A 25,000-nucleotide genomic window follows, 5' to 3' on the forward strand; every position below is an offset into this window, starting at 1 on the left:
CAATGGCATTGCCCGGTAGCTACGTTCGGAACTGATAAGCGCTGAAAGCATCTAAGCGCGAAGCAGGCCTCGAGATGAGTTCTCACTAGACTTTTAAAGTCTCTGAAGGGCCGTTGAAGACTACAACGTTGATAGGCAGGATGTGGAAGTGGTGTGAGCCATTAAGCTAACCTGTACTAATTACCCGTGAGGCTTAACCATACAACGCCAAACGCGTTTTATGACAGCGTAACAGACAGAAGTTAGTATACTAAAGTAGATTTACGATTATCAGATTTCCAGATTTTAGTTAATTGCGAGTGCGATTAACAACCAAATTTGCTTGGTGACAATAGCGTTTTGGACCCACCTGATTCCATGCCGAACTCAGTAGTGAAACGAAACAGCGCCGATGATAGTGTGGCATTTGCCATGTGAAAGTAGGACATCGCCAGGCTCCTAATTAGAGAAACCCGATTCGAAAGAGTCGGGTTTTTTGTTGCCTGTAGAAAAATAAAATACCCAACCAAGACCCCTACGACCTATATCTTTGTAAGCATCGTGTTGCATTGACCATGTGAAAGTAGGACATCCTACTGCGTAGCGCACCATGGCTCCTAATTAGAGAAACCCGATTCGAAAGAGTCGGGTTTTTTGCGTTCAGGGCTAAATCGTCCAGTACCATACTGAGATTGCATACAGAGATAAAAGGCGCATAAGCGCAAGATGAAGAGACGTAGGAGGCACTTTAGTGCCGAAGTGTCTGATATGCCCTTCATACATAACTACTGACATTCACGGCTAAAGCCGTTCCTACGCTTTGTAATCATGATGTTCAATCACGGTTCTAACGTTGTTTAATCATGATGACAGTAGTGGAGAATGATGGTTCTCTTAAATCGCTCATTTCACTTCTGGCTCAAATAATTAGGGCTTAGTAGGAGGCACTTTAGTGCCGAAAGTTTCTGATATGATCTTCATACATAACCACAGATGTTCACGGTGAAGGCGGTTCCTAAGCTTCTTAATCATAATTACAGAAGTGCAAGGGGCTCTAAATCGCTCATTTCACTTCTGGCTCAAATAATTAGAGCTTAGTAGGAGGCACTTTAGTGACGAAAGTTTCTGATATGATCTTCATACAAAACCACTGACGTTCACGGTGAAAGCCGTTCCTACGCTTCTTAATAACGATGATAGAAGCGCTAGGGGCTCTAAAATTGCTCATTTCACATCTGGATCAAACAATTAGGACGTAGGAGGCACTTGAGTGCCGAAGTGTCTGATATGCCCTTCACACATAACCCCTAACATTCACGGCTAAAGCCGTTCCTACGCTTCTTAATCACGATGTTCAATCACGGTTCTAACGTTGTTTAATCATGATGACAGTAGTGGAGAATGAGGGTTCTCTTTAATCACTCATTTCACTTCTGGCTCAAATAATTAGAGCTTAGTAGGAGGCACTTTAGTGCCGAAAGTATCTGATTATGCCCTTCATACATAACCACTGACATTGACGGCTAAAGCCGTTCCTACGCTCTATAATCACGGTTCTAACGTTGTTTAATCATGATGACAAGATTGGAGGGCTCTAAAATGGGCTGCTTCACTTTACGCTAACCTAATTAGTGCGTAGTAGGAGGTACTTGAGTGCCGAAAGTGTCTGATTATGCCCTTCATATATAACCACAGACATTCACGGCTACGCTTGTTAATCACGATCTATTGATCAATGTAGGTGAGGAGTGCCGCCTCTAAAATGGATTACTTCAGCTCACGCTATCCGTCTCTCATTAATAACTAACGGCATCACATTGAGCTAGACGAATTACAGCGCAAATAAAAACGCCAGCATGATGCTGGCGTTTAGTATTTAGGAGAGGCTTATAAATTAAGCTTTTGGACCTGCAGATTTGATTGCTTCCGAAACATCGTATTTCGCGAAGTTTTCAGTGAAGTCAGATGCAAGTTTGTTTGCATATTCTGCGTATTTTTCTTTGTCTTCCCATGTGTTGATTGGGTTAAGAAGCTTGCTATCAACACCCGGTACAGCAACAGGGACGTCTAGGTTTAATACGTCGATGTGTTGCGTTTCAACATCTGACAACTTACCTGAAACAATAGCGTCAACTACTGCACGTGTTGTTGGGATGTCAAAGCGTTTACCTGTACCGTAAGGACCACCAGTCCAACCTGTGTTTACTAGGAATACTTTAGCGCCAAATTCACGTACACGCTTCATAAGAAGCTCTGCGTATACACCTGCAGGACGAGGGAAGAAAGGCGCACCAAAACACGTTGAGAATGTTGATTCGATATCGCTAGTTGAACCGATTTCAGTTGAACCTACTTTTGCAGTGTAACCACTTAGGAAGTGATATGCTGCTGCTTCTTCTGTTAACACTGATACAGGTGGTAATACACCACTCACGTCGCATGTTAAGAAAACAACGGCTTTTGGCTCACCGGCACGGTTTTCAACTTTACGTTTTTCTACGTGCTCTAGTGGGTAAGCTGCACGGCTATTTTGAGTTAAACTTGTGTCATGGAAATCCGGTACGCGGTTTTCATCAAGCACTACATTTTCTAAGATAGTACCAAAACGGATTGCATTCCAAATAACGGGTTCGTTCTTTTGTGAAAGGTCGATACATTTAGCGTAGCAACCGCCTTCGATATTAAATACGCTACCAGGCGCCCAACCATGCTCGTCATCACCGATAAGGAAACGTGTCGGATCCGCAGATAGTGTTGTTTTACCAGTGCCAGATAAACCGAAGAACAATGCTGTGTCACCTGCTTCACCTACGTTAGCTGAACAGTGCATTGGTAATACACCTTTCGCAGGTAACAGGAAGTTCTGTACAGAGAACATTGATTTTTTCATTTCACCGGCATAACGCATACCAGCCAATAGCACTTTGCGTTGTGCAAAGTTAATGATTACTGTGCCATCGCTATTTGTGCCATCACGTTCAGGGTCACAAACAAATGAAGGAACATTCATTACCTGCCACTGAGGTAAATCAGATGCATTATAAGTTTCAGGTTCGATAAACATGTTTTTGGCAAAAATGTGATGCCATGCAGTTTCTGTTGTTACAACGACTGGTAAATAGTGCTCAGGATCAGCGCCAACTTCTAGGTGAGAGATGAAGTGGTCGTTGCTTTGTACATGAGCTTCTACACGAGCCCATAACGCATCAAACTTGTCTGCATCGAATGGGCGATTTACGTTACCCCATTGGATTTCGTTTTCAGTGCTTGGCTCTTGAACAATAAAACGGTCTTTTGGAGAACGGCCAGTACGACGACCAGTGTTAGCAACAAATGCACCATTAGCGGCTAAAGTCCCTTCGCCACGACGAATCGCGTGTTCGACTAGTTCAGCTGCAGTAAGATCGACAAAACGAGTAGCGTTTGCAGTCATGTTTATACCTAAATTGTGTGAGATTGAACGGGATAGCTCTGGGGTTCTTGTTTTCCCTTAAGCTGAAATAATAGTAACAGAAGGATTAGGGATATTCGAGTGTCTGAAGGGGCTAAAAACACATATATTTGGTAAAAAACATGAATAATTTCAATGATACCGGTGTCATAAAATGGGGCTTTTTCATGACACCGGTATCATAAAAATTAAGAAAAAAGCCGCAACAAATGCGGCTTTTAATATAATAATACTATTAAGTGGTCATTTAGTTAAAAATTGCTTTAATATCCTGCTCGTTAAAAACGTAATCTTTTAAGCAATAATGACAGCTAATTTTAACTTCACCTTTTTCTTTTACATCATCTAATAATGCATCTTGACCAATATTGACTAATGCTGCAATTGTCTTGTCTCTGCTACAGCCACAACGGAAATTGATACTTTGTGGTTCGAACAATTGAGGGTTATCTTCATGATATAGACGAGTAAGAACAGTATTTGCATCAAGATTAAGTAACTCTTCATCTTTAATGGTATTACTGATTGCTTCAAGGTGAGTGAAGTCTTCTACTGACTTATCTTTATTTACCGGTAAAACTTGTAAGAATAAGCCGGCTGCTTTTGCTGAGCCTGCGGCGATTTCAGTCGCAAACCAAAGACGGGTTTTCAATTGTTCTGATTGCTCAAAGTAGCTTTCGAGGCATTTATCTAAGGTGTCGTGTTCAAGCGGAACAATACCTTGATAACGCTCACCTTTTGTTGGCGTTATCGTGATAACCATATAACCGTTACCAATCAAGTCTTTAATAGTACTACCTTGAACTTCACCTTGCAGGCGAGCAATACCACGCATATTTTGCTTATCATCACCATTAATAACAGCATATTTCACAGGGCCATCACCTTGTAGCTGTACGGCAATTTCACCTTCAAACTTTAAGGTGGCTGTTAATAAGCAAGTTGCAACAAGCAACTCACCTAAGAGTGCCTGAACAGGAGCTGGGTAATTATGGTTGGCGATCATCTCTTGATAGGTGTTTTCAATTTGTACGAGTTCACCACGTACATCGAGTTGATCAAATATATAACGATGAAGTAAATCTTGTTGCATGTGTTACATTACCTAACTTGATTTCATTTTTAACAGTTCACGTCTTTGCTTTTTATCAGGCTTTCTATCAGGATGTGGAGCAAAGAAGCTGTTATTCTTTCTTGCGATTGCATTTGCTTCGCGCTTTTCAATACTTGCTTGAGTTTCTTGGTATAAGGTCTGTGCAATGGGGGCACTTTGACGTTTATCAAGGACCTTCACTATTGTCACTACCTTTTCGTCGACTCCTTGCAGCAGTTTTATGACTGCGCCCACCTCGACGATTTTACTGGGCTTTGTTCGTTGACCATTATAATGCACTTTACCGCCTTGCACCATGTCTCGCGCAACAGAGCGGGTTTTATAGAAACGGGCAGCCCATAACCATTTATCAAGGCGGACGTTTAATTCGTCTTGACTGTTTTTTGACTGCTGAGTGTTACCTTTTGACACAATTGTGCTCTTTTAAAGCTGCTAGAGTATAGGCAAAATTTACCATGAAACTTAATCATAAAGAAACAGTCAAAGTTTTTCCTTGCTACCCCTGTTAGTCGAAACGACCTTGTTTACAAAGTTTAATATACGTGTGCTTGTTGAATGAAAAATGAAAAGGTACTATAGGCCTGCTATAAAGCAGTAAATTAAAATAAGAAATAGAATATATGGATCAACACTTACAACAAGTTAGACAGTTTTTAAACGGCTTACCTCATGCCAAGCTAAGTGCATTAGTTGTGCTGTTAGTTGTTGTTTATATTGCCTTTTTATCCTCGAAGTTGTTCTGGTTGTTGTGGCCTGAACCTGATACAAAAGCACTGCCCGCAAGTCGAACAACGATGACTGCGAAACGCATCGAAACAGTCAATTCACGACAAATTCTTGAACAACATTTATTCGGTAAAGTGGTTGTTGAAGCTAAAAAACCTGCCGCAAAGCAAACGCAAGTTATTAACAATGCCCCTGAAACTCGTTTAAGTATTAATCTAACGGGTATCGTGGCTGTTAGCCAAAACGATCAAGCTGGTTTGGCTATAATAGAGTCTCAAGGAAAACAAGAAACGTATGTTGTTGATGATGTAATTCAAGGCACTCGAGCGAAGCTCGCACAAGTCTTACCTGATCGTGTTATTTTGGATGTAAGTGGTCGCTTTGAAACATTAATGCTTGATGGACTCGATTTTACAAAAACAGTTTCTATGCCTGTTTTGGCTGAGCAACAAGAGCCAGAATTAGAAGAAGGTCCTCAGGATATCGATGCGGATAATGAAATCAATGCGACTGAAGACCAAGAAGTCAAAGAAGCGATTATTGAAACGCGTGAAGAAGTATTAAACGACCCTGGTAAATTATTCGACTACATTCGTGTATCGCAAGCGATGGTCGACGGTGAACTGGTGGGTTATCGCTTAAGCCCAGGTAAAGACCCGGCATTATTTAAGCAGATGGGATTAATGAATAATGATTTAGCTATTGCGATTAATGGCTATCAATTAAATGATTTAAAACAGGCAATGTCAGCAATAAACGAATTACGTAATAGTACTGACGCAAGTATCACTATCGAGCGTGATGGTGAGCAAATTGATGTGCAATTTAGCCTGCAATAATTAGCTTTGGAGTTTTTATAGAATGGTTCACGCGCTACACCTCACAAAAATCAAAAAAGGGTTAGCTAAGTATGCAGCGCTTTTTTTATTAACAGGATTATCGCTCTCAGTTTCGGCTGTTGAGTATGCTGCAAACTTTAAAGGCACCGATATTAATGAGTTCATTAATATTGTGGGTAAAAATCTCAATAAAACAGTGATCATCGATCCGAACGTGCGCGGCAAAGTTAATGTGCGCAGTTATGAGTTAATGGATGAGAAGCTGTACTATCAATTTTTCTTAAATGTATTAGAAGTATACGGTTATTCAGCTGTTGAGATGGATAACGGCATTCTTAAAATTGAGAAAAGCTCTGACGCTAAAAAATCGAACGTCCCTTTAGTGACGGAAGATAACCAAGCCAGTGGCGATATGATGGTCACGCGCGTTGTGCGAGTTAAGAATGTTAGCGTACAAGAGTTAGGTCCGTTAGTTCGTCAGTTTAGCGATCAAAAAGACGGGGGGCATGTTGCTAACTTCAACGCCGCTAACGTAATGATGCTTACCGGCCACGCTGCCTCTGTAAATCGTTTAGTTGAAATCATCCGTTCAGTTGACCAAGCCGGTGATAAGCGAGTTGATATTGTTCAACTTAAGTTTGCTACAGCGGATGATGTTGTCTCTGTTGTTGACAATATTTATAAAGATAGTGGTAAAGGCAGCATCCCTGAATTTTTGATTCCGAAAGTGGTTGCCGATGGTCGTACTAACAGTGTGATTGTCAGTGGTGAGGCGCAGGCCCGTACGCGTGCTGTTGAGTTAATCAGCCGCTTAGACGGTGAACTTGAGAATCAAGGTAATACCAAGGTCATTTACTTAAATTATGCAAAAGCAGAAGATTTAGTAAAAGTATTGCAAGGTGTGAGTAAAACACTCGCTGAAGATGGCCAAGGTGGCGCAACGAAAGCTCGTTCACGCAGTCAGAACGAAACAAGTATAGAAGCGCACCCTGATTCAAACTCGTTGGTTATTACAGCCCAGCCAGATACGATGCGCTCACTTGAGCAAGTTATTGAGCGCTTAGATATTCGTCGCGCACAGGTGCTAGTTGAGGCAATTATTGTTGAGGTTCTTGAGGCCGATGGCATTAACTTTGGTTTGCAATGGATTTCAGAGCAAGGCGGAATGATGCAGTTTAACAACGGCACAACAGTGCCTGTTGGCTCATTGGCTGTTGCGGCAGAGCAAGCACGTGATAAAACGATTCAAGGGACGGTTGTTGGTACAGAAACCGGTAATGTTACAAATACCTCAGAGACACAGGAAGGTGACTTAGGGCCACTTGGTGCGTTACTCGGTGGTATTAACGGTCTTGCAATGGGTATTGTGAAAAATGACTGGGGTGCGATTATCCAAGCCGTTTCAACAGATACCAATTCAAATATTCTTGCAACGCCCTCTGTCACCACCATGGATAACGAAGAAGCGTCGATGATCGTTGGTCAAGAAGTGCCAATTATCACTGGGTCACAAACGGGTTCAAATAACTCTAACCCATTCCAAACGGTTGAGCGTCAAGAAGTGGGTGTGAAACTCAAAGTAACACCACAAATTAATGATGGCTCGGCGGTTCAGTTAACGATTGAGCAAGAAGTCTCTGGCGTAAGTGGTGCAACTTCAGTCGATATCTCAGTGAATAAGCGTGCGATTAAAACCACCGTTATGGCCGATGATGGTGGCATGGTCGTGTTAGGCGGTTTAATTGATGAAGACGTACAAGAAAGTGTCTCGAAAGTTCCATTGTTAGGTGACATTCCTATTTTAGGGCACTTATTCCGTTCAACCAGTACCAGTAAGCGCAAGCGTAACTTAATTGTATTTATTCGTCCGACGATTGTTCGTGATGGTATGAGCATGAATAAGTTAAGTCATTCAAAATATAACTTCATCCGTGGTGAGCAGCATAAACAAAAAGAAGATGGGATTGATTTAATGCCATTAACTGATATGCCAATCTTACCAGAATGGAATGATGCGTTGGTATTACCGCCAACGTATGAAGAATACCTGAAACAACAAAACGCAGATGATCGTAAAGATGACTGATGCAATTACAGAGATTAATGACGAGTTAGCGCAGAGTGCGTCTATTGACCATGATGAGCTCTTAACAAGTGATGATCTTGTTAGCTTGCCTGCAAAGCGCTTACCGTTTTCATATGCGCGTCGTGCTGGTGTCTTGCTAAGTAAAAATGGTGATAATTGGACTGTTTTTTATCGCGGCGAATTAGACGTAACGGCTTTACTTGAAGTACGTCGTATTGCGGGACGTGGTTTTTCACTCGAGCAGTTGCCAGACGACAAATTTGAGCTGTTACTTGAGGCTTCTTATCAGCGCGATAGTTCTGAAACACAGCAAATGATGGAAGATATTGGCAACGAAGTTGACTTATTTTCTTTAGCTGATGAACTACCGCAAACAGAAGACTTACTCGCAGGGGATGATGACGCACCTATTATTAAACTCATTAATGCCATGCTCAGTGAGGCAATTAAAGAGGGTGCTTCAGATATTCACATTGAAACCTTTGAGCAAGAGTTAGTAATTCGCTTTAGGGTAGACGGTGTCTTAAAAGAAGTTTTAAAACCAAATCGTAAACTTGCATCCTTACTCGTGTCACGTATTAAGGTTATGGCAAAGCTCGATATTGCAGAAAAGCGTATTCCACAAGATGGGCGTATAAGTTTACGTATTGCTGGACGTGCTGTTGATGTGCGTGTATCAACGATGCCATCAAGTTTTGGTGAGCGTGTTGTACTGCGTTTACTTGATAAAAATAATGCGCGCTTAAATCTTGAAGATTTGGGGATGACCGAGCGAAATCGCGAATTGTTCGCTGATCTCATCAGTAAGCCTCACGGTATTATTTTGGTAACTGGTCCCACAGGTTCTGGTAAAAGTACCACTTTGTATGCGGGTATGAGTCAAATAAACTCACGTGACCGTAATATTTTGACGGTTGAAGACCCGATTGAGTACGAAATACCGGGGATTGGTCAAACACAAGTAAACACCAAAGTAGATATGACCTTTGCGCGGGGACTGCGTGCAATTTTACGTCAAGACCCTGATGTCGTCATGGTGGGGGAGATCCGAGACCTTGAAACCGCACAAATCGGTGTGCAAGCGTCGTTAACGGGTCACTTAGTTATGTCGACTTTACATACCAATACCGCTGCGGGTGCGATTACCCGTATGGAAGATATGGGAGTAGAACCTTTCCTGTTGTCTTCTTCTTTGCTGGGTGTGTTATCACAACGTCTAGTGCGTACTTTATGCAATAGCTGTAAAGAAGGGCATGTCGCCGACGAGCGAGAGTGCCAGTTATTAGGTGTTAACCCTGCTGAGCCACCGACGATTTACCGTGCTGTAGGCTGTGAAGAGTGTAACTTTAATGGTTATCGTGGCCGTACGGGGATTCATGAATTACTGGTTGTTGATGAGGCTATTCGTGAAATGATCCACAGCGGTAAAGGCGAACAAAGTGTTGAAAAGTACATTCGTACTCGTAGCCCAAGTATTCGTCAAGATGGCTGTAGCCGTGTGTTGGCAGGCCGTACAACCTTAGAAGAAGTCTTGCGTGTAACGCGTGAGGAAGGTTAATTATGGCTGCATTTGAGTACCGCGCCCTGGATGGTAAAGGTAAAGAGAAAAAAGGCATTCTTGAAGCCGATACGGTAAAGCAAATACGTCAAACATTACGTGACCAAGGCCTGATGCCTTTAGAGGTTGTCGCTGCAGCAGAGGGTGAAAAGCAAGTTAAAGGGGCTAAAAAGTCATTATTTAGCGGTTTTTTCAAACCAAAAATATCGACCTCAGATTTAGCGCTGATTACTCGTCAACTTGCCACCTTAATTCAGTCAGCATTACCTGTCGAAGGGGCGGTAATGGCCGTCGCTGAGCAATGTGAAAAACCGCGTTTAAAACGTATGCTCATGTCTGTACGCTCAAAAGTTGTTGAAGGCTACACACTCGCAGATGGTATGAGTGAGTTTCCGCATGTATTTGATGATTTATATCGTGCCATGGTGGCTGCCGGTGAAAAATCGGGCCACTTAGATCAAGTATTAAATCGTTTAGCTGATTACACGGAACAACGTCAGCATATGCGTAGTCAAATAACACAAGCGATGGTATATCCAATCATTCTTGTTGTGTTTGCTATCGCAATTGTTTCAGTGTTATTGGGCACGGTGGTTCCCAAAATATTAAAAACATTCGAAAAGTCAAAACAAGTACTTCCTTGGACGACAGAGTGGGTTATGGCAGCCAGTAACTTTGTACAAAATTATTGGTTTATTAGTTTAATAATTATCACTGCACTCTCAGTGGGAATTAAGCATGCACTCAAACGACCAAAAATTCGTTACTGGTTTGATGAAAAAGTACTTTACTTGCCTGGTATAGGTAAAGTCGCGAGAGGGGTGAATACCGCTCGATTCGCACGAACGTTAAGTATTTTATCTTCAAGCTCCGTTCCCTTACTCGAAGGTATGCGTATCTCTGGTGGGGTATTGGTTAATGAGAAAATGAAAAAATCGGTGCAAGATGCGGCCACCCGAGTCAGTGAAGGGGCGAGCCTTCGTGCTGCTTTACAACAAACGAAACTTTTTCCACCTATGATGCTGCACATGATCGCAAGTGGCGAAAAGTCAGGTGAACTTGAGCAAATGCTTGAGCGAGCAGCAAATAACCAAGATCGTGAGTTTGAAAGCATGGTCAACGTGTCTTTAAAACTTTTAGAGCCAGCGATGATTGCATCAATGGCGGTCATTGTCTTGTTTATTGTTATGGCAATACTGCAGCCAATTATGGCAATGAATAAGGCAGTAGGACTTTAAATTAGGGAACGGTAGAGCAACAGCCAGTAGCTGTCGCTTTATAATAAATTATTGAAGAAAATTAGAGGTATTTTTGTGAACAAACAGTCAGGTTTCTCATTATTAGAAGTCATGGTGGTACTGGTTATCATCGGTATGATTATGTCAATTGTGGCACCAAACATTATGGGCCAACAAGAAGAGGCAGCGATCGACAAAGCACACCTAGATATTCAACAAATTGAAGATGCGTTGAGCCTTTATAAGCTGAAGAATAAAGCCTATCCAACCACAGAACAGGGTCTAGAAGCGCTTGTTACTAAAACGAGCATCGAGCCGGTTCCAAAACGTTTTCCAGATGGCGGTTTTATTGAAAAGTTACCTGAAGATCCATGGGGCAATCCGTACCAACTAATTAGCCCAGGAGAAATTGGTAAAATTGATATTTTTTCAATGGGTCCAGATGGCGAAGCTGGCACCGATGATGACATCGGTAACTGGGATGAAGAAAAGCAATAATGCGTAAACTCAGCCAGATGTTTACCTTTTATACACATCAAGGCTTACTATTATGGTAAGCCTTAATCGTTTACGTTTGGCTGGGCGTGCTAAGCACGCAAAAGGTTTTAGCCTCATCGAAATATTAATGGTGCTTGTGGTGATAGGGTTTGTCACTAAAATGGTGGCCTACAGTTTTGATGGTGGTGCAGAAGAAAAATTAGAAAAACAAGCGCTCAGATTACACACCACGATTAATATGGCATCTGAATTTGCCATCTTAAATCAGGTCGAGTTAGGCTTTCATTTAGATCAAAATGTATTTGAGTTTTTAGTGTTTGATGGTGAAAAGTGGGTCACCTTCGATCGTGAAAAATTGTTTGCACCTATTAAAGTAGACGAAGATTTTAAATTAACCTTGAATCTCGAAGATTTGGCATGGGCACAAGATAACTTACTTGAGCAATCGAACTGGCGTGAATTGATGAGCGGCGGTGACGAAGATAGTTTATTAGAACTTAAAAAGTTAAAGATTCCACAGGTACTGATCCTTTCTTCAGGAGAAGTCAGTGCTTTTCAGTTAGTGTATGAGCTGAAAGAGGAGCGTGAACCGCAGTATTTTATCGAAGGCGAGTTCATGGCTCCTGTTAAACTTCGTATGGAGCCAGAGTAATGACTAAGTCAGCGGGTTTCACTTTACTTGAAGTCATGGTCGCTTTGGCTATTTGTGCCATGGCGGGTATTGCTGCAATGCAGGCAACGGGTGAACACATCAATCACTTGTCGACGATTGAAGAGCAAACATATGCATCATGGGTTGCTGAAAATGTCATAGTTGAGCAGCGAACAAAAGGTGATAAGTGGGCGGGCAAAAATGGCACTAAAGGCAGTGAAACACTGGCCGGTTATGAGTGGTATTGGCGTCAAGATGTCGTTGCTACGGCAGATAAAAGCTTCGTAAAAGTCACTATTAATGTGTTTGCTGACGAAAAACTAGAATACCCCATTTATGAACTTGTTACTTATTTAAACAAAGGTGACAAGTAGTGAAGCAACGCGGGTTTACCTTACTTGAAGTTATCGTCGCAATGGGCATTTTGGCGTTTGTGGTGTTATCGACTCATCAAATCTTAGAATCAACCACCAAGGCTAAAGAAGCCTCAGATGAGACAATCGCAGAGCTTAATGGCTTTCAAACGGTATTTCGTCTTATGGACCAAGACTTTAGCCAAATGACGAAACGTCAAGTACGCAATGAGGCGGGAGACTTTCAAGAAGGTTACATTCTTGCCGGGCGTTATGTATTTGACAGTCAATATGATGGCATTGGTTTTGTGCGTGATGGGTGGATTAATCCAATAAACTTGCTGCCGCGCTCTGAGTTACAAGCTGTTGGTTATCGTGTTATCGATGATAACCTAGAGCGCATATACCGAGTATATGTTGATCAGCTCGATAATATGGAACCGCGTTCGCAAGTTATTCTAGAAGATATTGAAGATCTGAAGTTTGAATTTCTTGATGATAAAGACGAATGGCAAGAACAGTGGCAAGCCGCTGCATTACCGAAGGCTGTTGCCGTGACCATTCAAAAAATAGAACAAGAGCCTATTCGCCGAGTCTTTTTAGTGCCCGGTGAAGGTGTAGTGAGTACTCAGCCATGATGATTAAACGTTCTCAAGGTGCCGCACTTGTTATTGTTTTATTTATTGTCGCATTAGCCGCTATGCTAGCGGTCGAAATGAGTGCAAACCTGATGGTGCAAGTGCAGCGTAGTACTAATATACAAAGTCATCAGCAAGCTAAGTGGTATGCTTTTGCTGCTGAAGAATTAGCGATTAAAGCGATTAAACAAACTAAAAAAGATGACCCTGATAAAATTCATCTAGGGCAAGTCTGGGCGCAGCAAGGTGGGGTTCCTTACCCTGTTGATAATGGCACGTTAAGTGGCACGATTACGGATTTGCAAGCGTGCTTGAACTTAAATGCTTTACGCACAAAACCTGTGCAACAAACCGGCTCGGCTAATAAAACGAACCCAGCGCACAAAGCATTGTTAGCTTTACTTGAGAATATTGAAGACTTACCCGCAGATGAGTCTGAAGAGGCAATGGCTGACAGCGTCTATGACTGGCTCGATGAAGACAGTATTACTTATCGCTCAGGTGCAGAAGAAGATGAGTACTTATCGCGTAAGTATCCCTACATGACTGCAAACAGCTTTTTTGCTTCAACATCAGAGTTGCGTTTAGTTAAAGGCTTCAATCCATTAGTGATGGAAAAAGTATTGCCCTTTGTGTGTGTGATACCAGACAGTGAACTTTTAGCGATTAATGTAAATACCTTGCCTAATGAAAGTGCCATTATTCTAAGCTCGCTTATTGATGGCCTCAGTTTATCAGGCGCAGAAAGTGTATTATCGTCTCGCCCTGAAGAGGGATTTGATGATATGAACGCATTTTTTGAACAAGTTAATCAACAAGGCGCACAAAACGTCGAAGCTGTTAAAGACTTGTTCACCATCAACAGTGATTATTTTAAACTACAAACGCAAGCTGAATTTGCAGAGTTGCGTTTTTCGATGACCACCTTACTCCATGCCAATAATGGTAAAGTAACGATACTGGCGCGAAAATTTGGAGGCGTACAGTGACAGAAATATTGTTGATCCGTGCGGGTCAAACATTACAAGATAGCCTTAGTTGGCTAATTTACTCACCGACAGAACAAGAAATAATTGCGAGCGGCGAAATCGCCAGTGCAGCACAATTAGGTGAGTTAACTGAAAAAGCACAAACCCGTGAAGTGGTTGCTCTTTTACCGAGTGATCAAATTCAGCTAAAAACAGTTGAATTGCCGACTAAATGGAGTCGTAAGTTAGAGCAGGCATTGCCCTATATGCTTGAAGAAGATATCGCGTGTGATGTCGACGACCTATTTATTGCGATTGCTGAGCCTACACTCATAGATGAAAAGCATGCGGTTAATATCGCCATGACCGATCGTGAGTGGTTTGAGCAGTGGCTTGCTACATTCAATGAGCATGATATTGAAGTATTTAAAGTGTTACCTGACGCATTATTACTTCCTCGAGTCGACAATGAGAATACCCTGCGTACCGTTGAACTCAATGGCCAATGGTTATGTAAATTAGGTCACTGGCATATTGCAGCTGTTGAAACAGACTGGCTAGATGGTTATTTGACCGCAATGGGCCACCCAGATGTTGCACATTTTAGTCCAGCCACCGGGTTCCCTGAATCAGTTAATCTTGAGGCAAAAACGGAGCTGTATGATTTACCGCTCGCTTTATTTGCGAAACAACTCCCTGAAATTAGTTTTAATCTACGCCAAGGTGTATATCAATTAAAGAAAAAGTCAGCCATTTGGTGGGGATACTGGCAAAAAGCCGCTATTGCCGCAGGGGTTGCATTGGTATGCAGTGTGGGGGTTAAGTCCCTTGAGTTATATAAACTAAATACTCAACTTGAGAAAACGAAGGCACAAGTTGTGACTAACTATCAGCGCGCTTTTCCTAATAAGAAAGTACGCCCACAGTTGATTCGTAGTCAAATTCGTCATGAACTCGCATTGCTCGATAGCGGAAGTACCGCTGGTTTCTTAGATTTGACTAATGACTTAGTGACTATTTTTAGTGAAGTAAAAGACTTCACGCCAGAAACTTTGCGTTATGACCAAGGCCGCAACGAGTTACGTATTCGTGCACGTGGTAAAGATTTCCAATCGTTTGGAAAAGTAAAAGCAATTTTAGAACAGCGAGGCTTAACGGTTGATCAAGGCTCACTAAATAATGATGGTGATTTTGTCGTCGGTGAAATTAAGTTGCGAGGTGCGGCATGAAAAACCAATTAATTAGTTACTGGCGTTCATTAAAAGAGCAAGAACAACAACTTGTTGTCGTCGCTGGGGTGATTTTTGTTATTTTTATCCTTGTGATGGGAATCTTTAGGCCGTTAAATGCGGCGATTGAAAAAGCAGAACAAGACACGATAAAACAACAAGAATTGCTGGCATGGGTTGATGAGAGCATTGTTAAGTTAAAGGCCAGTGGCAGTGCACGAGTAGCGAATGACCGCAGCTTAAGTCAAATTGTGAATAGCACGCGAAATCGTTATCAGATCACCATCAGTAAAATGCAACCGAATGATAATTCACTGCGTTTAACTATCGATTCTGTCGAGTTTAACAAGTTGGTTGAGTGGCTTGATGAATTAGTTAATTCACAAGGTGTACTGATTGAAAACTTAGACATTAGTAAAGACGATAAGTCTGGTTTTGTTCGTGTCAGTCGTTTGGTACTAGAGAAGTAGACGATGAAAAGAATTATTTTATTAGTCACAGTATTTGTGATGTGTTTTTTGGTGTTTACGCTTATAAAAACACCCGCTGCAATTGCACTAGATTTAGCTGCACCGCATTTACCAAAACAATTGCAACTAGGCAAAGCCAGTGGTTCGCTTTGGGATGGTCGCATAATGCAGGTACGTTTTGATGGTGAGCAACTTAATAATGTACGGTGGAAGTTATCTGGCTGGTCATTGTTGACGGGCAAACTCGTTGGTACAGTGCGCTTTGGTGATCCGCGTGATAAAACAGATATTTCGGGCCATGCTGATTTTTCGTATGGGTTGTTCAATCAAGCTGTTTTGGTAAAAAATACCACACTACGTTTGAGCGTTGAGCGTGCGATGGCGCGCTTAAAACTGCCATTGCCAATTAGTGCACAAGGGCGTGTGATTGTTGATCTCGATGAGTTCAGCTCTGGTCAGCCGTATTGTGAAACATTAATGGGTGAGATTGCCAGTCCCAATATCGATGTTCAAGGACTTAATGGCTGGTTTAGTGTTGGCCCACTGAGCGGCCGTCTTAGTTGTAAATCAGGCGATATAGCTGTCTTGGTTGACCCTGAAAATCGCTTAGGTCTTGAGGCTGATGCTGTACTAAAAGCCAATTTAGATTTTAAAGTGGCAGGGTATATAAAACCAGAAGCCAGTCTACCAAAAGAAGTGCATGACGCTGCGAAGTTTTTAGGGCGTCCAGATAGCGAAGGACGCTATCCACTTAATTTATAAACACGACTTTAATTGAAGGCATTATGCAAATTCCTGAGTTTTCAAAAGAGCAAAGCGCCTTATTAGCTCGCTTTCTTGCTGAGCAAAAAGACGCGCTATCGTTAGCACAAACACACGGTTATTTATTTGCCGTTATTTGTGCGCCCGAGCCATTGGATGTTCATCAGTGGCTTGAGCAAGTTGTCCCTGGTTGTGATGGGCAAATGGATGAGCAGGTATTGTTTGCATTTATGGCGCTATATCAGCAAATCAGTGAACACGTATTTGAAACCGGATACAGCTTACCCGTAAGTTTGCAATTTAATTCTGCTCAGCAGCCGTACCTTGATATGCAAGAGTGTCAGCATTGGAGCCAAGGCTTTATGCTTGGGGCGCAGGGCTATATTGCTAAATTGTTAGCTGCGCCACAACTAGCGAGTGAATTAAAAGAAGCACTTGAGACAGCACAGCAAAGTTTGTGTTTCTTTAAACTCGACTCAGTTGATATAGCATCGATTGCCAATCAGCATGGTTTAACCGAAGGGCTGTTATGTCAACAGCAGTATGAAGTGATGAATGAGTTTGCAGCAGGCTTTGCTGAGTTAATCGAAGCCGTTGCAGTAAATAGCCAGCTTTATAATGATGAAGGCTGGGGCTAAGCAAGCTCTAACACAATATCTGTGCAGCCTTTTGCACAACGAACAATGCCTTTGCCAGGCTGTTCAGTCTGTAGGTTTAAGGTAAGGACTCCTTTGCATGTTTCACAATGCATAGTCTGTCCTTTTGCTAACTTTTTTAGCATATTGCGCTGTTTAGCAAATGAATCGCTGGTTTTTTTATTAAGCGCAGAAAAATCCATTATTTATTTAACCTTTCTTCAAGTGCATCCGAAACAATATTACAAACACGTTCTAGGCGTTCACCATAGAAATATAAGTTAATATCTTTTTCACGACAATAATGTAAATGAAAGATTTGCAGTTTATCGTCATTCAAAAAAGCCTCTTCGACGTACTCACGCTCTGAACTCGATAAATTAAGCTGTGACTTAATCGTGTTCTTCGCCATATTCGCGGCGGGGCTGCGGTTAACTTGGCTAAAATCTGAAAGTACGTTAACCCCATCACCTAACAACCGTTCTCTGGGTTCTTTGATCAAAGGGTGATCAATCGTGAACAATGCTAAAATAATAAGTACTAAAATGATAAATTTTTTCATAGCACACAGAACTTTGATCTAAATAAAGAAGGAATTGGGACAAGTTTAATAAAATGGCTGATTTAAAAGCAAGAATATACGATGAAATAATTAAAAAGTTCATATTTTAGATCATTCCCTGAAATTTTTGAGAGATTGAGTATAATACTTTCGATAGGTTGGAAATTTCAGAAAACTCTGAACGAAATGAGATGCATTCTAATTTGTCGTATTGGCTTTATAACCTATTTAACTGCAAACATCAGTTTGAGTTTATTTCCTAGTGGCGTTGAGGAATTTTGATGGATAAACAAATTAAGGTTAAAAACATCCCAACGGAAGTAAAAATCCAAAAACCGGAAAACGCTTCCCATGATGATAGATTTAATCCACGCAATCGAATTTATGTAAGAGCAGTAACAGGCTTGCATCAGCTGTTAAGGCGACGAATTGGTTTCGTTGGCATGCTTGCATTTATGCTTTTACCTTGGATTAACTTCCACGGACAGCAAGCTGTGCTGTTCGATTTAGTAGGCCAAAAGTTTAATATCTTCGGCCTCACTCTGTGGCCACAAGATTTAACCATTCTTGCGTTTATTCTTATGCTTGCAGCTTTTGCGCTGTTCCTCGTCACCACATTTTATGGCCGAGTCTGGTGTGGTTACACATGTCCGCAAACTGTATGGACATTTATTTTTATTTGGTTCGAAGAAAAGTTTGAAGGCACTGCAAACCAGCGTAAGAAGTTAGATCAACGCCCCATGGACTTTGATAAGTTTTGGCGTAAAACGGCAAAACACAGCAGCTGGTGGCTGTTTTCACTGTATACAGCGTTTACCTTTGTTGGCTACTTTACACCTATACGCCAGCTACTTCCGGATATTTTTACTTTGGATGCCACAGCCTATTCTTATGGGTGTATCGCATTGTTTGCTGTGTGTACATACGGCAATGCAGGGTGGATGCGTGAAATTATGTGTTTACATATCTGTCCTTATTCGCGTTTTCAGTCGGCCATGTTTGATAAAGACACCTTTACAGTAAGTTATGATGAATCTCGTGGCGAAAATCGTGGTCCTCGTTCACGTAAACAAGATCCGAAAGAGTTAGGACTCGGTGACTGTATCGATTGTAACTTATGCGTACAAGTGTGCCCTACAGGGATAGATATTCGCAACGGTTTGCAATATGAATGTATCAACTGCGGTGCCTGCATTGATGCTTGCGATGGTGTAATGGATAAAATGAATTACCCACGTGGGCTCATTTCATATACCACAGAGCGAAACTTAGAAACCCCTGAAAATAAAACGCATGCTTTGCGACCTAAATTGATTGGTTATCTTGTTATCCTTGTTGTGTTAACCGGGGCTCTCGTGGCAAATATTGCCATGCGTAAACCAATGGAGCTTGATATTATCCGCGACCGTAATCAGCTTTACCGGGTTGACTTCAATGGCTTAGTTGAAAACACCTACACGCTTAAAGTGATTAACAAAGCGCAATACGAGCAAACGTTTAATATTACAGTGGAAGGCTTAAATAACTTTGAATATATAGGCAAACAAACATTCACTGTGCCCTCAGGTGAATCTTATAACGTGCCCTTGTCATTAGTGGTTGATCCGTACGATTTGAAAAAGCCGATGACAAAATTCGAGTTTATACTTTCGGTGGAGGGGCAGCCTGATATTCAGATTTCGCAGCCTAGTAACTTCTTTAAGGCGCAATAATTCAGTACACTGAGCAAATACAATAAAAAGCGGGGTTTTCCCGCTTTTTTTATATAATGGGACACTATGAGTAAATTTAGCTTTGTTGACCTCACACCCGATTCAATTTTAGACGCAGTTGAAAGTATTGGGATATATGCTGAGTCAGGATTACTTGCTTTAAACAGCTATGAAAATCGCGTTTATCAGTTTAAAGCAGAAGACGGTTACCGATACGTTGTAAAATTCTATCGTCCTGAGCGTTGGAGCAAAGAACAAATATTAGAAGAGCATGCGTTTGCTTTTGAACTTGCTGATGCAGAAGTTCCCGTCGTTGCGCCCGTAGTAAAGGACGGAAAAAGTCTCTTTGAGCATGACGGCTATTTATTTGCGTTATTTCCCAGTGTGGGCGGGCGTATTTTCGAAGTTGATAACTTAGATCAACTCGATGTGTTAGGCCGTTTAATTGGTCGTATGCATCAAGTTGCAAAAGCATCTTCATTTAATCATCGCCCAGTGATCAGTTGTGAAGAATACCTTCAGACAGCTAAAGTTCAGTTACAAGCAAGTAACTTGATGCCAACGTCATTAGAAAATGCTTTTTATACGATTTTGGATTTGGTTATTAAAGAAACCACAGCCCAATATAAAAATGTAGAGACAATTCGATTACATGGTGACTGCCATGCGGGCAATATTTTGTGGGCGGGTGATGCACTGATGTTTGTTGACCTCGATGACAGCAGACAAGGTCCTGCAATTCAAGACTTATGGATGATGCTCAGTGGCGATCGTAACAATCAACTGTTACAGTTAGACACCTTGGTAGCAGCGTATGAAGAGTTTTGTGATTTTGACCACAGCCAGCTGAAATTAATTGAGCCATTACGCGCGATGCGCATGGTGCATTACATGGGGTGGTTAGCAAAACGTTGGGATGATCCTGCATTCCCACGGAACTTTTCATGGTTCGCAGAAGACAAATACTGGGAGCAGCAAATACTCGCGTTAAAAGAACAGCTTGCAGCGCTACAAGAACCACCGTTAAAATTATTACCATAAATTTTTTAAAAGATAAGTAAAGACGAGAAAACAATGTTCAAAAAATTAAAATTAAGTCTACTCATTCTATGTTTACCTTTTGCAGCACTGGCAGCTGACTTTGAAGCAGGTAATCAATACGAAGTACTAAACACTAAAAAGAGTGCTACACCACAAGTAACTGAGTTTTTCTCATTTTACTGTCCACACTGTTTTAAGTTTGAACCAGTGGCGAAAGCACTGGCCTCAACGCTGCCTGAAGGCACTGAGTTTGTTAAGAATCACGTTAACTTTTTAGGTGGTGTATCGAAACAAACACAAAGTAACCTAAGTTATGCTTACCTAATTGCAAAGCAACATGGTAAAGGTGAGCAAGTGGCCGACCAAATTTTTCATAGCATTCATATTCAACGTGCACCGCTGCAAAATATTAAAGACGTGAAAGCATTATTGGCGACAAATGGTATTAGCGGCGATGTGTTTGACTCTGAAATTGCTAGCATGCCTGTGATCAGTGCAGAAAAAGCGATGCAAGACAAACAGAATAAATACTCAGAGATGGGTGCGTTAACGGGTGTGCCGACTTTTATCGTGAATGATAAATATAAAATTAATATAAATACCATCAAGAGCCAAGAGCAGCTTGATGCGTTAGTAAAGTTTTTATTAGAACAATAATTTTTGGAGTGATTGAATAATGATCAAATTAGTTAAAGCTGCATTTGTGGCCGTGACGCTAGGTTTCGTTGCCACAGCGAGTGCGGCGCAATACGAAGAAGGTAAGCATTATGAAACAATTGATGCGCGAGCTTCTAAAAAGCCTGAAGTGACCGAGTTTTTTTCATTCTACTGTCCTCACTGTAATACCTTCGAGCCAATTGTTGCTGAGCTTAAGCCAATGCTTAAAGACGGCGTTAAATTTAAAAAGAATCACGTTAATTTTGTTGGTCCTCGTGATCCTGAGATCCAAACAGTGCTTGCGCAAGGTTATGCAACAGCAACAGTACTCCCAAATAGCGATGCGTTAGTTGGTGCAATTTTTGACCACATTCATGGTAAACGTGCGCGTATTAATGAGCTTGCAGATATGAAAGATATTTTCGTATCGCAAGGTGTAACCGCTGAAGATTTTGAAAAGTACTACAACAGTTTTTCAGTACGTACGATAGCAGCGAAAATGAAACGCGACCAAGAGTACTATCAACAAAAAGGAGCCTTAAAAGGCGTACCAACCTTTATTGTGAATGGTAAGTATCGTTTAATCTTAGGTGCAGACTCAGGTATTACCGATGCAAAAAGCATGGCTGAGCTAATTAATTACTTAGCAGCTAAGTAAGAGACTCGAAAATATTATGTAAAAGCTCCGCTCGCGGAGCTTTTTTGTTTGGTGAAGAAATGAAAAAACTTTTAGTGTCGAGTTGTTTACTAGGAAAGCCGGTACGCTATGACGGTCAATCACAAAACTTATTACATCCTGGATTAGAGTCACTGAAGCAGCAAGGGCGTATTGTGTCTTTTTGTCCTGAGGTTGCGGGTGGTCTACCTACACCAAGAGCGCCTGCTGAAATTAGCCAGGGTAGAGTATTAACACAGGATGCGCATGACGTCACCGCAGAGTTTAAAGCGGGTGCACAGCAAGCATTACGCGTATGCATAGAACAAGGGATTCGGTTCGCACTACTCAAAGAGTCTAGTCCGTCATGTGGACGTAATTATATTTATGATGGAAGTCACACAGGGCAAAAGATTCGAGGAATGGGTTTAACTGCAAAGTTACTTAGTGACAATAATATACAGGTGTTCAGTGAACAACAATTGCCAGCGCTATTGGCTGCGCTGGCAAAAGTTTAAGTTATTTACGCTGTAAAAAGACGCCAGACTCAATATGATGTGTATAGGGGAATTGGTCAAAAATCGCAAAACGTTTCACTTCGTGTGTTTTGCAAAGGTGATCAAGATCTCGTTCTAATGTCTCGGGATTACAAGAGATATAGATAATGTTGTCGTAGTTCGCCACCAAATCACAGGTAAGAGTATCCATCCCCGCTCGAGGAGGGTCGACTAAAATTGTTTGGCAGTTATAGCTGTTTAGATCAATACCGTCTAAACGTGAAAAAGTACGTTCGCCTTTCATGGCTTGTGTAAACTCTTCACTCGACATACGAATGATATCTAAATTATCGACTTTGTTTTGAGCAATATTGTACTGTGCAGAATAAACCGATGACTTTGAGATCTCAGTCGCAAGCACTCGGTTAAATGAACCGGCTAGTGCAATTGAAAAGTTACCATTACCACAATACAGCTCTAGCAAATCATTATTAAGGGGCTCACACAACGCTTGTGCCCACTCCAGCATTTTAATGTTTACTTTTGCGTTTGGTTGAGTAAAGCTATTTTCTACTTGCTGATAAATGAGTTCTTTACCATTTACGTTTAATCGTTCAACGACATAGTCGTTCCCAATCACTTCTTTTTGCTTACGTGCACGACCAATAAAGTCGATTTTAAACTGGCTGCTTAATTTTGCTTTAAGCTCTTTAATCGCAATTAGCCATTCATCGTTTAAAGGTTTGTGGTAAAGCAAACTAACAAGAATTTCACCACTTAAGCTAGAGAGGTAATCAATCTGGAATAACTTGCGGCGAAGTACCTCACACCCTTTTAAGTTTTCAATCATCACCTGCATCACTTCGCCAACGAGTGGCGCGGCGGGATCAAATTCATCAACGCGAATTTTCTCTTTGCTTTGCTGATCAAACATAATGTGGAATAAATCGTCGCCCTCATGCCACACTCTAAACTCTGCACGTTGACGGTAGTGAATTGGATCAGAGCTGAACACTTCTAATGTGTTTACACCAAAGCGCCTAAACTGTGACGTGATGCGCTGCTCTTTCTCACTCAATTGTGCATCATATTGAGTTGTATCAATTTTTATAACCGCCATGGCTGATTACCTTTTATCTCTTAGCTATTTGTCGGCGCTATTGTAGGGAGCAGAGAGGATTTGTCTAGTTTTGTTATTTATTTTAGTGTCGTTTTTTTGTACAAAAAACTTAAGTTATGCGATTTTTGGCCGATAATGAGGTAACCATAAAATGGAGTCGGATCATGAAAATTGGCAACCTAGGCTATATGCCTAATACAAATTTGAATAAATACAATGGTAAACAGTCTGTGCAGCAGCCTACCATTCAAAATCGTCAAGATAGCTATCAACAACGTGGCCGCGAACTGGCTGCAAAAGTACTCGACGATAAACTCGCACAAGCACTTGGTTTACCTAAAGCAGAAGAAAAGAAAGATAAACCCCTATTTGATTTTGATGAGATCGTTAAAAATGTACTTAATTTTGTTGGTGGTGCGCTGCGTAAAGCAAAAGCAGATGGCGCTGATGATGAAAAGTTAAAAGGCATGTTAGGCGAGGCGCGCAAAGGCGTACAAATGGGAATCGATGATGCCTATGATGAACTTAAAGAATCAGGCATCTTAAATGACGATATCGAAGAGGGTATCGAAAAATCGAAAGAAGGTATCTTTAAAGGTATTGATGAGCTTGAAGAAGACTTATTTAATCCTAAACCTAATGCCGTGACGGTTAGCCAAGCACAGTACGTGAGCTTAAGTAATAATGCCGAATATACATTTACCACAGCCGAAGGTGATGAAGTCAGTATTAGCTTTGCAGATGCTTATGAGAGCAAGTCCGCTAGTAGCTACAGTAAAAACGGTGACAACGAAGCGTATGTCAGTGAATCGTCACAATCACGTGACTTATCTTTTTCTATGTCAGTGAATGGCGATCTTAATGAGCAAGAGCAGCAGGCCATTAACGAGTTGATGGAAGACTTACAAGGCGTTAGCGAAACATTTTTCTCAGGCTCACTCGATGAAGCCTTTGAACAAGCTAAAGAGCTTAACTTGAGTAATGAGCAGCTAGTCGGTTTTTCGATGGATTTGAAGCAAACCAAAACAGTTGCAGCTATAAAAGGGTACGAAGAATATAAACCAACGCCAGAGAAAGAAGTTGCAGAAAAGGTCGCCCCTTTTAACGATGACTTAAAAGAAGCCTTTAATAAAGCCGGTGATATTGGTTTGCAAAATCAACTTGCCGGAATATTGCAATGGTTAAATCAAGATAAAGAAGAAGTCAGTAAATTGGTTGATTATACCAAAGCGATGTTCGAGCAAATGAATACACTACGTTCAGCCAATGAACAGAACTAGTCTTCGCTTTCTTTTTAGATAGTCACATGGCAAACTGCTTGCCTTTCATGATCCGAGGTAAGTAGTTTGTCAGTCCATATAATGGTGTTTGATTCAGGTATTGGTGGGACAACTGTGCTTGAACAGATCCAGGCTTTGATCCCGAATGCAGATTATAGCTATTTTATGGATAATGCCTTTCTGCCTTATGGTGCGCAAACTTCGCAAACAATCATTCAACGCTTATTAGGGCTATTACACTTTATAGACACACATGCGTTGCATGTTGATATATTAGTGA

The 25,000-nt window shown here is 41.4% G+C and carries 26 protein-coding genes and 2 rRNA genes (2 of these 28 cut by a window edge); 22 read left to right on the forward strand and 6 right to left on the reverse strand.

All coding sequences use genetic code 11. From position 1 onward, the window contains the following. Positions 1 to 201: ribosomal RNA gene (locus H3302_RS01420) — 23S ribosomal RNA — on the forward strand; it begins 2,685 nt to the left of the window's first position. A gap of 120 nt (positions 202 to 321) precedes the next feature. Continuing rightward, positions 322 to 436, forward strand: a 5S ribosomal RNA gene (gene rrf, locus H3302_RS01425). Between the two features lie 1,437 nt (positions 437 to 1,873). On the opposite strand, the gene H3302_RS01430 is transcribed toward rrf, so the two are convergent. The 3 genes from H3302_RS01430 to hslR all read right to left on the reverse strand — a co-directional run bounded on the left by H3302_RS01430 (position 1,874) and on the right by hslR (position 4,958). Further along, positions 1,874 to 3,412: a phosphoenolpyruvate carboxykinase gene (locus tag H3302_RS01430; protein WP_036974522.1), complete on the reverse strand. Its 1,539-nt coding sequence runs from the start codon at positions 3,410 to 3,412 to the stop codon at positions 1,874 to 1,876. Between the two features lie 265 nt (positions 3,413 to 3,677). After that, positions 3,678 to 4,523: an Hsp33 family molecular chaperone HslO gene (hslO, locus tag H3302_RS01435; protein ID WP_065978857.1), complete on the reverse strand. Its 846-nt coding sequence runs from the start codon at positions 4,521 to 4,523 to the stop codon at positions 3,678 to 3,680. A 12-nt stretch (positions 4,524 to 4,535) separates the two neighbouring features. Next, the gene (gene hslR, locus H3302_RS01440; protein WP_371915632.1) at positions 4,536 to 4,958 is read right to left on the reverse strand and encodes a ribosome-associated heat shock protein Hsp15; all 423 of its coding nucleotides are present in this window, start codon (positions 4,956 to 4,958) and stop codon (positions 4,536 to 4,538) included. A 206-nt stretch (positions 4,959 to 5,164) separates the two neighbouring features. Between hslR and gspC the strand changes: the two genes are divergently transcribed. The 13 genes from gspC (at position 5,165) to H3302_RS01505 (ending at position 17,199) form a co-directional block, all read left to right on the forward strand. Beyond that, the gene (gene gspC, locus H3302_RS01445; protein ID WP_036974516.1) at positions 5,165 to 6,109 is read left to right on the forward strand and encodes a type II secretion system protein GspC; all 945 of its coding nucleotides are present in this window, start codon (positions 5,165 to 5,167) and stop codon (positions 6,107 to 6,109) included. 22 nt (positions 6,110 to 6,131) lie between these two features. After that, complete coding sequence (gene gspD, locus H3302_RS01450; protein ID WP_036974515.1) at positions 6,132 to 8,195, forward strand: type II secretion system secretin GspD; 2,064 nt, start codon at positions 6,132 to 6,134, stop codon at positions 8,193 to 8,195. Then, positions 8,188 to 9,753 (forward strand): type II secretion system ATPase GspE, encoded by a 1,566-nt coding sequence (gene gspE / locus H3302_RS01455; protein ID WP_036974514.1) that lies wholly within the window; start codon positions 8,188 to 8,190, stop codon positions 9,751 to 9,753. Before gspD ends, gspE begins: the two co-directional genes overlap by 8 nt. Before the next feature lie 2 nt (positions 9,754 to 9,755). After that, positions 9,756 to 10,991, forward strand: a complete 1,236-nt coding sequence (gene gspF / locus H3302_RS01460; protein WP_036974513.1) for a type II secretion system inner membrane protein GspF — start codon at positions 9,756 to 9,758, stop codon at positions 10,989 to 10,991. Positions 10,992 to 11,066: 75 nt separating this feature from the next. Then, on the forward strand, positions 11,067 to 11,489 hold the full coding sequence (gene gspG, locus H3302_RS01465; RefSeq protein ID WP_036974512.1) for a type II secretion system major pseudopilin GspG: 423 nt from the start codon (positions 11,067 to 11,069) through the stop codon (positions 11,487 to 11,489). A 52-nt stretch (positions 11,490 to 11,541) separates the two neighbouring features. Continuing rightward, complete coding sequence (locus H3302_RS01470) at positions 11,542 to 12,141, forward strand: prepilin-type N-terminal cleavage/methylation domain-containing protein (protein ID WP_081759816.1); 600 nt, start codon at positions 11,542 to 11,544, stop codon at positions 12,139 to 12,141. Beyond that, positions 12,141 to 12,515: a type II secretion system minor pseudopilin GspI gene (gspI, locus tag H3302_RS01475; RefSeq protein WP_036974508.1), complete on the forward strand. Its 375-nt coding sequence runs from the start codon at positions 12,141 to 12,143 to the stop codon at positions 12,513 to 12,515. The genes H3302_RS01470 and gspI overlap by 1 nt, the downstream gene beginning before the upstream one ends. Continuing rightward, a complete protein-coding gene (gene gspJ, locus H3302_RS01480) occupies positions 12,515 to 13,132 on the forward strand; it encodes a type II secretion system minor pseudopilin GspJ (protein ID WP_074989849.1) in 618 nt (205 codons plus the stop codon). Before gspI ends, gspJ begins: the two co-directional genes overlap by 1 nt. After that, a complete protein-coding gene (gene gspK / locus H3302_RS01485) occupies positions 13,129 to 14,121 on the forward strand; it encodes a type II secretion system minor pseudopilin GspK (RefSeq protein ID WP_074989848.1) in 993 nt (330 codons plus the stop codon). Before gspJ ends, gspK begins: the two co-directional genes overlap by 4 nt. Next, positions 14,118 to 15,329: a type II secretion system protein GspL gene (gene gspL / locus H3302_RS01490; protein WP_182396060.1), complete on the forward strand. Its 1,212-nt coding sequence runs from the start codon at positions 14,118 to 14,120 to the stop codon at positions 15,327 to 15,329. The genes gspK and gspL overlap by 4 nt, the downstream gene beginning before the upstream one ends. After that, positions 15,326 to 15,799, forward strand: a complete 474-nt coding sequence (gene gspM / locus H3302_RS01495) for a type II secretion system protein GspM (protein ID WP_036974499.1) — start codon at positions 15,326 to 15,328, stop codon at positions 15,797 to 15,799. Before gspL ends, gspM begins: the two co-directional genes overlap by 4 nt. Positions 15,800 to 15,802: 3 nt before the next feature. After that, positions 15,803 to 16,561, forward strand: a complete 759-nt coding sequence (locus H3302_RS01500) for a type II secretion system protein N (RefSeq protein WP_074989847.1) — start codon at positions 15,803 to 15,805, stop codon at positions 16,559 to 16,561. 23 nt (positions 16,562 to 16,584) lie between these two features. Further along, positions 16,585 to 17,199, forward strand: a complete 615-nt coding sequence (locus H3302_RS01505; RefSeq protein WP_182396063.1) for a UPF0149 family protein — start codon at positions 16,585 to 16,587, stop codon at positions 17,197 to 17,199. Here the strand turns inward: H3302_RS01505 and H3302_RS01510 are convergent. Next, complete coding sequence (locus tag H3302_RS01510; RefSeq protein ID WP_075593175.1) at positions 17,196 to 17,399, reverse strand: hypothetical protein; 204 nt, start codon at positions 17,397 to 17,399, stop codon at positions 17,196 to 17,198. The two genes, H3302_RS01505 and H3302_RS01510, sit on opposite strands and share 4 nt — an antisense overlap. Beyond that, a complete protein-coding gene (locus H3302_RS01515) occupies positions 17,399 to 17,758 on the reverse strand; it encodes a hypothetical protein (protein WP_074989845.1) in 360 nt (119 codons plus the stop codon). The genes H3302_RS01510 and H3302_RS01515 overlap by 1 nt, the downstream gene beginning before the upstream one ends. Positions 17,759 to 18,039: 281 nt before the next feature. On the opposite strand from H3302_RS01515, the gene ccoG reads away from it, so the two are divergent. From ccoG to H3302_RS01540, 5 genes are all read left to right on the forward strand, one after another. Next, positions 18,040 to 19,470, forward strand: coding sequence for a cytochrome c oxidase accessory protein CcoG (gene ccoG / locus H3302_RS01520; protein WP_182396066.1), 1,431 nt, complete (start codon positions 18,040 to 18,042; stop codon positions 19,468 to 19,470). A gap of 66 nt (positions 19,471 to 19,536) precedes the next feature. After that, the gene (locus tag H3302_RS01525; RefSeq protein WP_036974489.1) at positions 19,537 to 20,511 is read left to right on the forward strand and encodes a serine/threonine protein kinase; all 975 of its coding nucleotides are present in this window, start codon (positions 19,537 to 19,539) and stop codon (positions 20,509 to 20,511) included. A 33-nt stretch (positions 20,512 to 20,544) separates the two neighbouring features. Continuing rightward, entirely contained in the window at positions 20,545 to 21,168 is a 624-nt protein-coding gene (locus H3302_RS01530) for a thiol:disulfide interchange protein DsbA/DsbL (protein ID WP_036974487.1), read from the forward strand. A gap of 19 nt (positions 21,169 to 21,187) precedes the next feature. Then, positions 21,188 to 21,826, forward strand: coding sequence for a thiol:disulfide interchange protein DsbA/DsbL (locus H3302_RS01535; RefSeq protein ID WP_036974485.1), 639 nt, complete (start codon positions 21,188 to 21,190; stop codon positions 21,824 to 21,826). Between the two features lie 59 nt (positions 21,827 to 21,885). Next, positions 21,886 to 22,341, forward strand: a complete 456-nt coding sequence (locus H3302_RS01540) for a DUF523 domain-containing protein (protein WP_182396069.1) — start codon at positions 21,886 to 21,888, stop codon at positions 22,339 to 22,341. 1 nt (position 22,342) lies between these two features. Here the strand turns inward: H3302_RS01540 and trmA are convergent, their stop codons facing one another. Next, a complete protein-coding gene (gene trmA / locus H3302_RS01545) occupies positions 22,343 to 23,440 on the reverse strand; it encodes a tRNA (uridine(54)-C5)-methyltransferase TrmA (RefSeq protein ID WP_074989843.1) in 1,098 nt (365 codons plus the stop codon). A gap of 164 nt (positions 23,441 to 23,604) precedes the next feature. Between trmA and H3302_RS01550 the strand changes: the two genes are divergently transcribed. After that, positions 23,605 to 24,720, forward strand: coding sequence for a DUF5610 domain-containing protein (locus H3302_RS01550; RefSeq protein WP_036974482.1), 1,116 nt, complete (start codon positions 23,605 to 23,607; stop codon positions 24,718 to 24,720). A gap of 66 nt (positions 24,721 to 24,786) precedes the next feature. Next, positions 24,787 to 25,000, forward strand: the start of a protein-coding gene (murI, locus tag H3302_RS01555; RefSeq protein ID WP_036974479.1) for a glutamate racemase. Its footprint extends 581 nt past the window's final position; 214 of the gene's 795 nt are visible here — the first part of the coding sequence; its start codon is at positions 24,787 to 24,789; its stop codon lies beyond the right edge, outside the window.

It is taken from the genome of Pseudoalteromonas sp. MT33b (assembly GCF_014117385.1).
Lineage (GTDB): Bacteria > Pseudomonadota > Gammaproteobacteria > Enterobacterales > Alteromonadaceae > Pseudoalteromonas > Pseudoalteromonas lipolytica.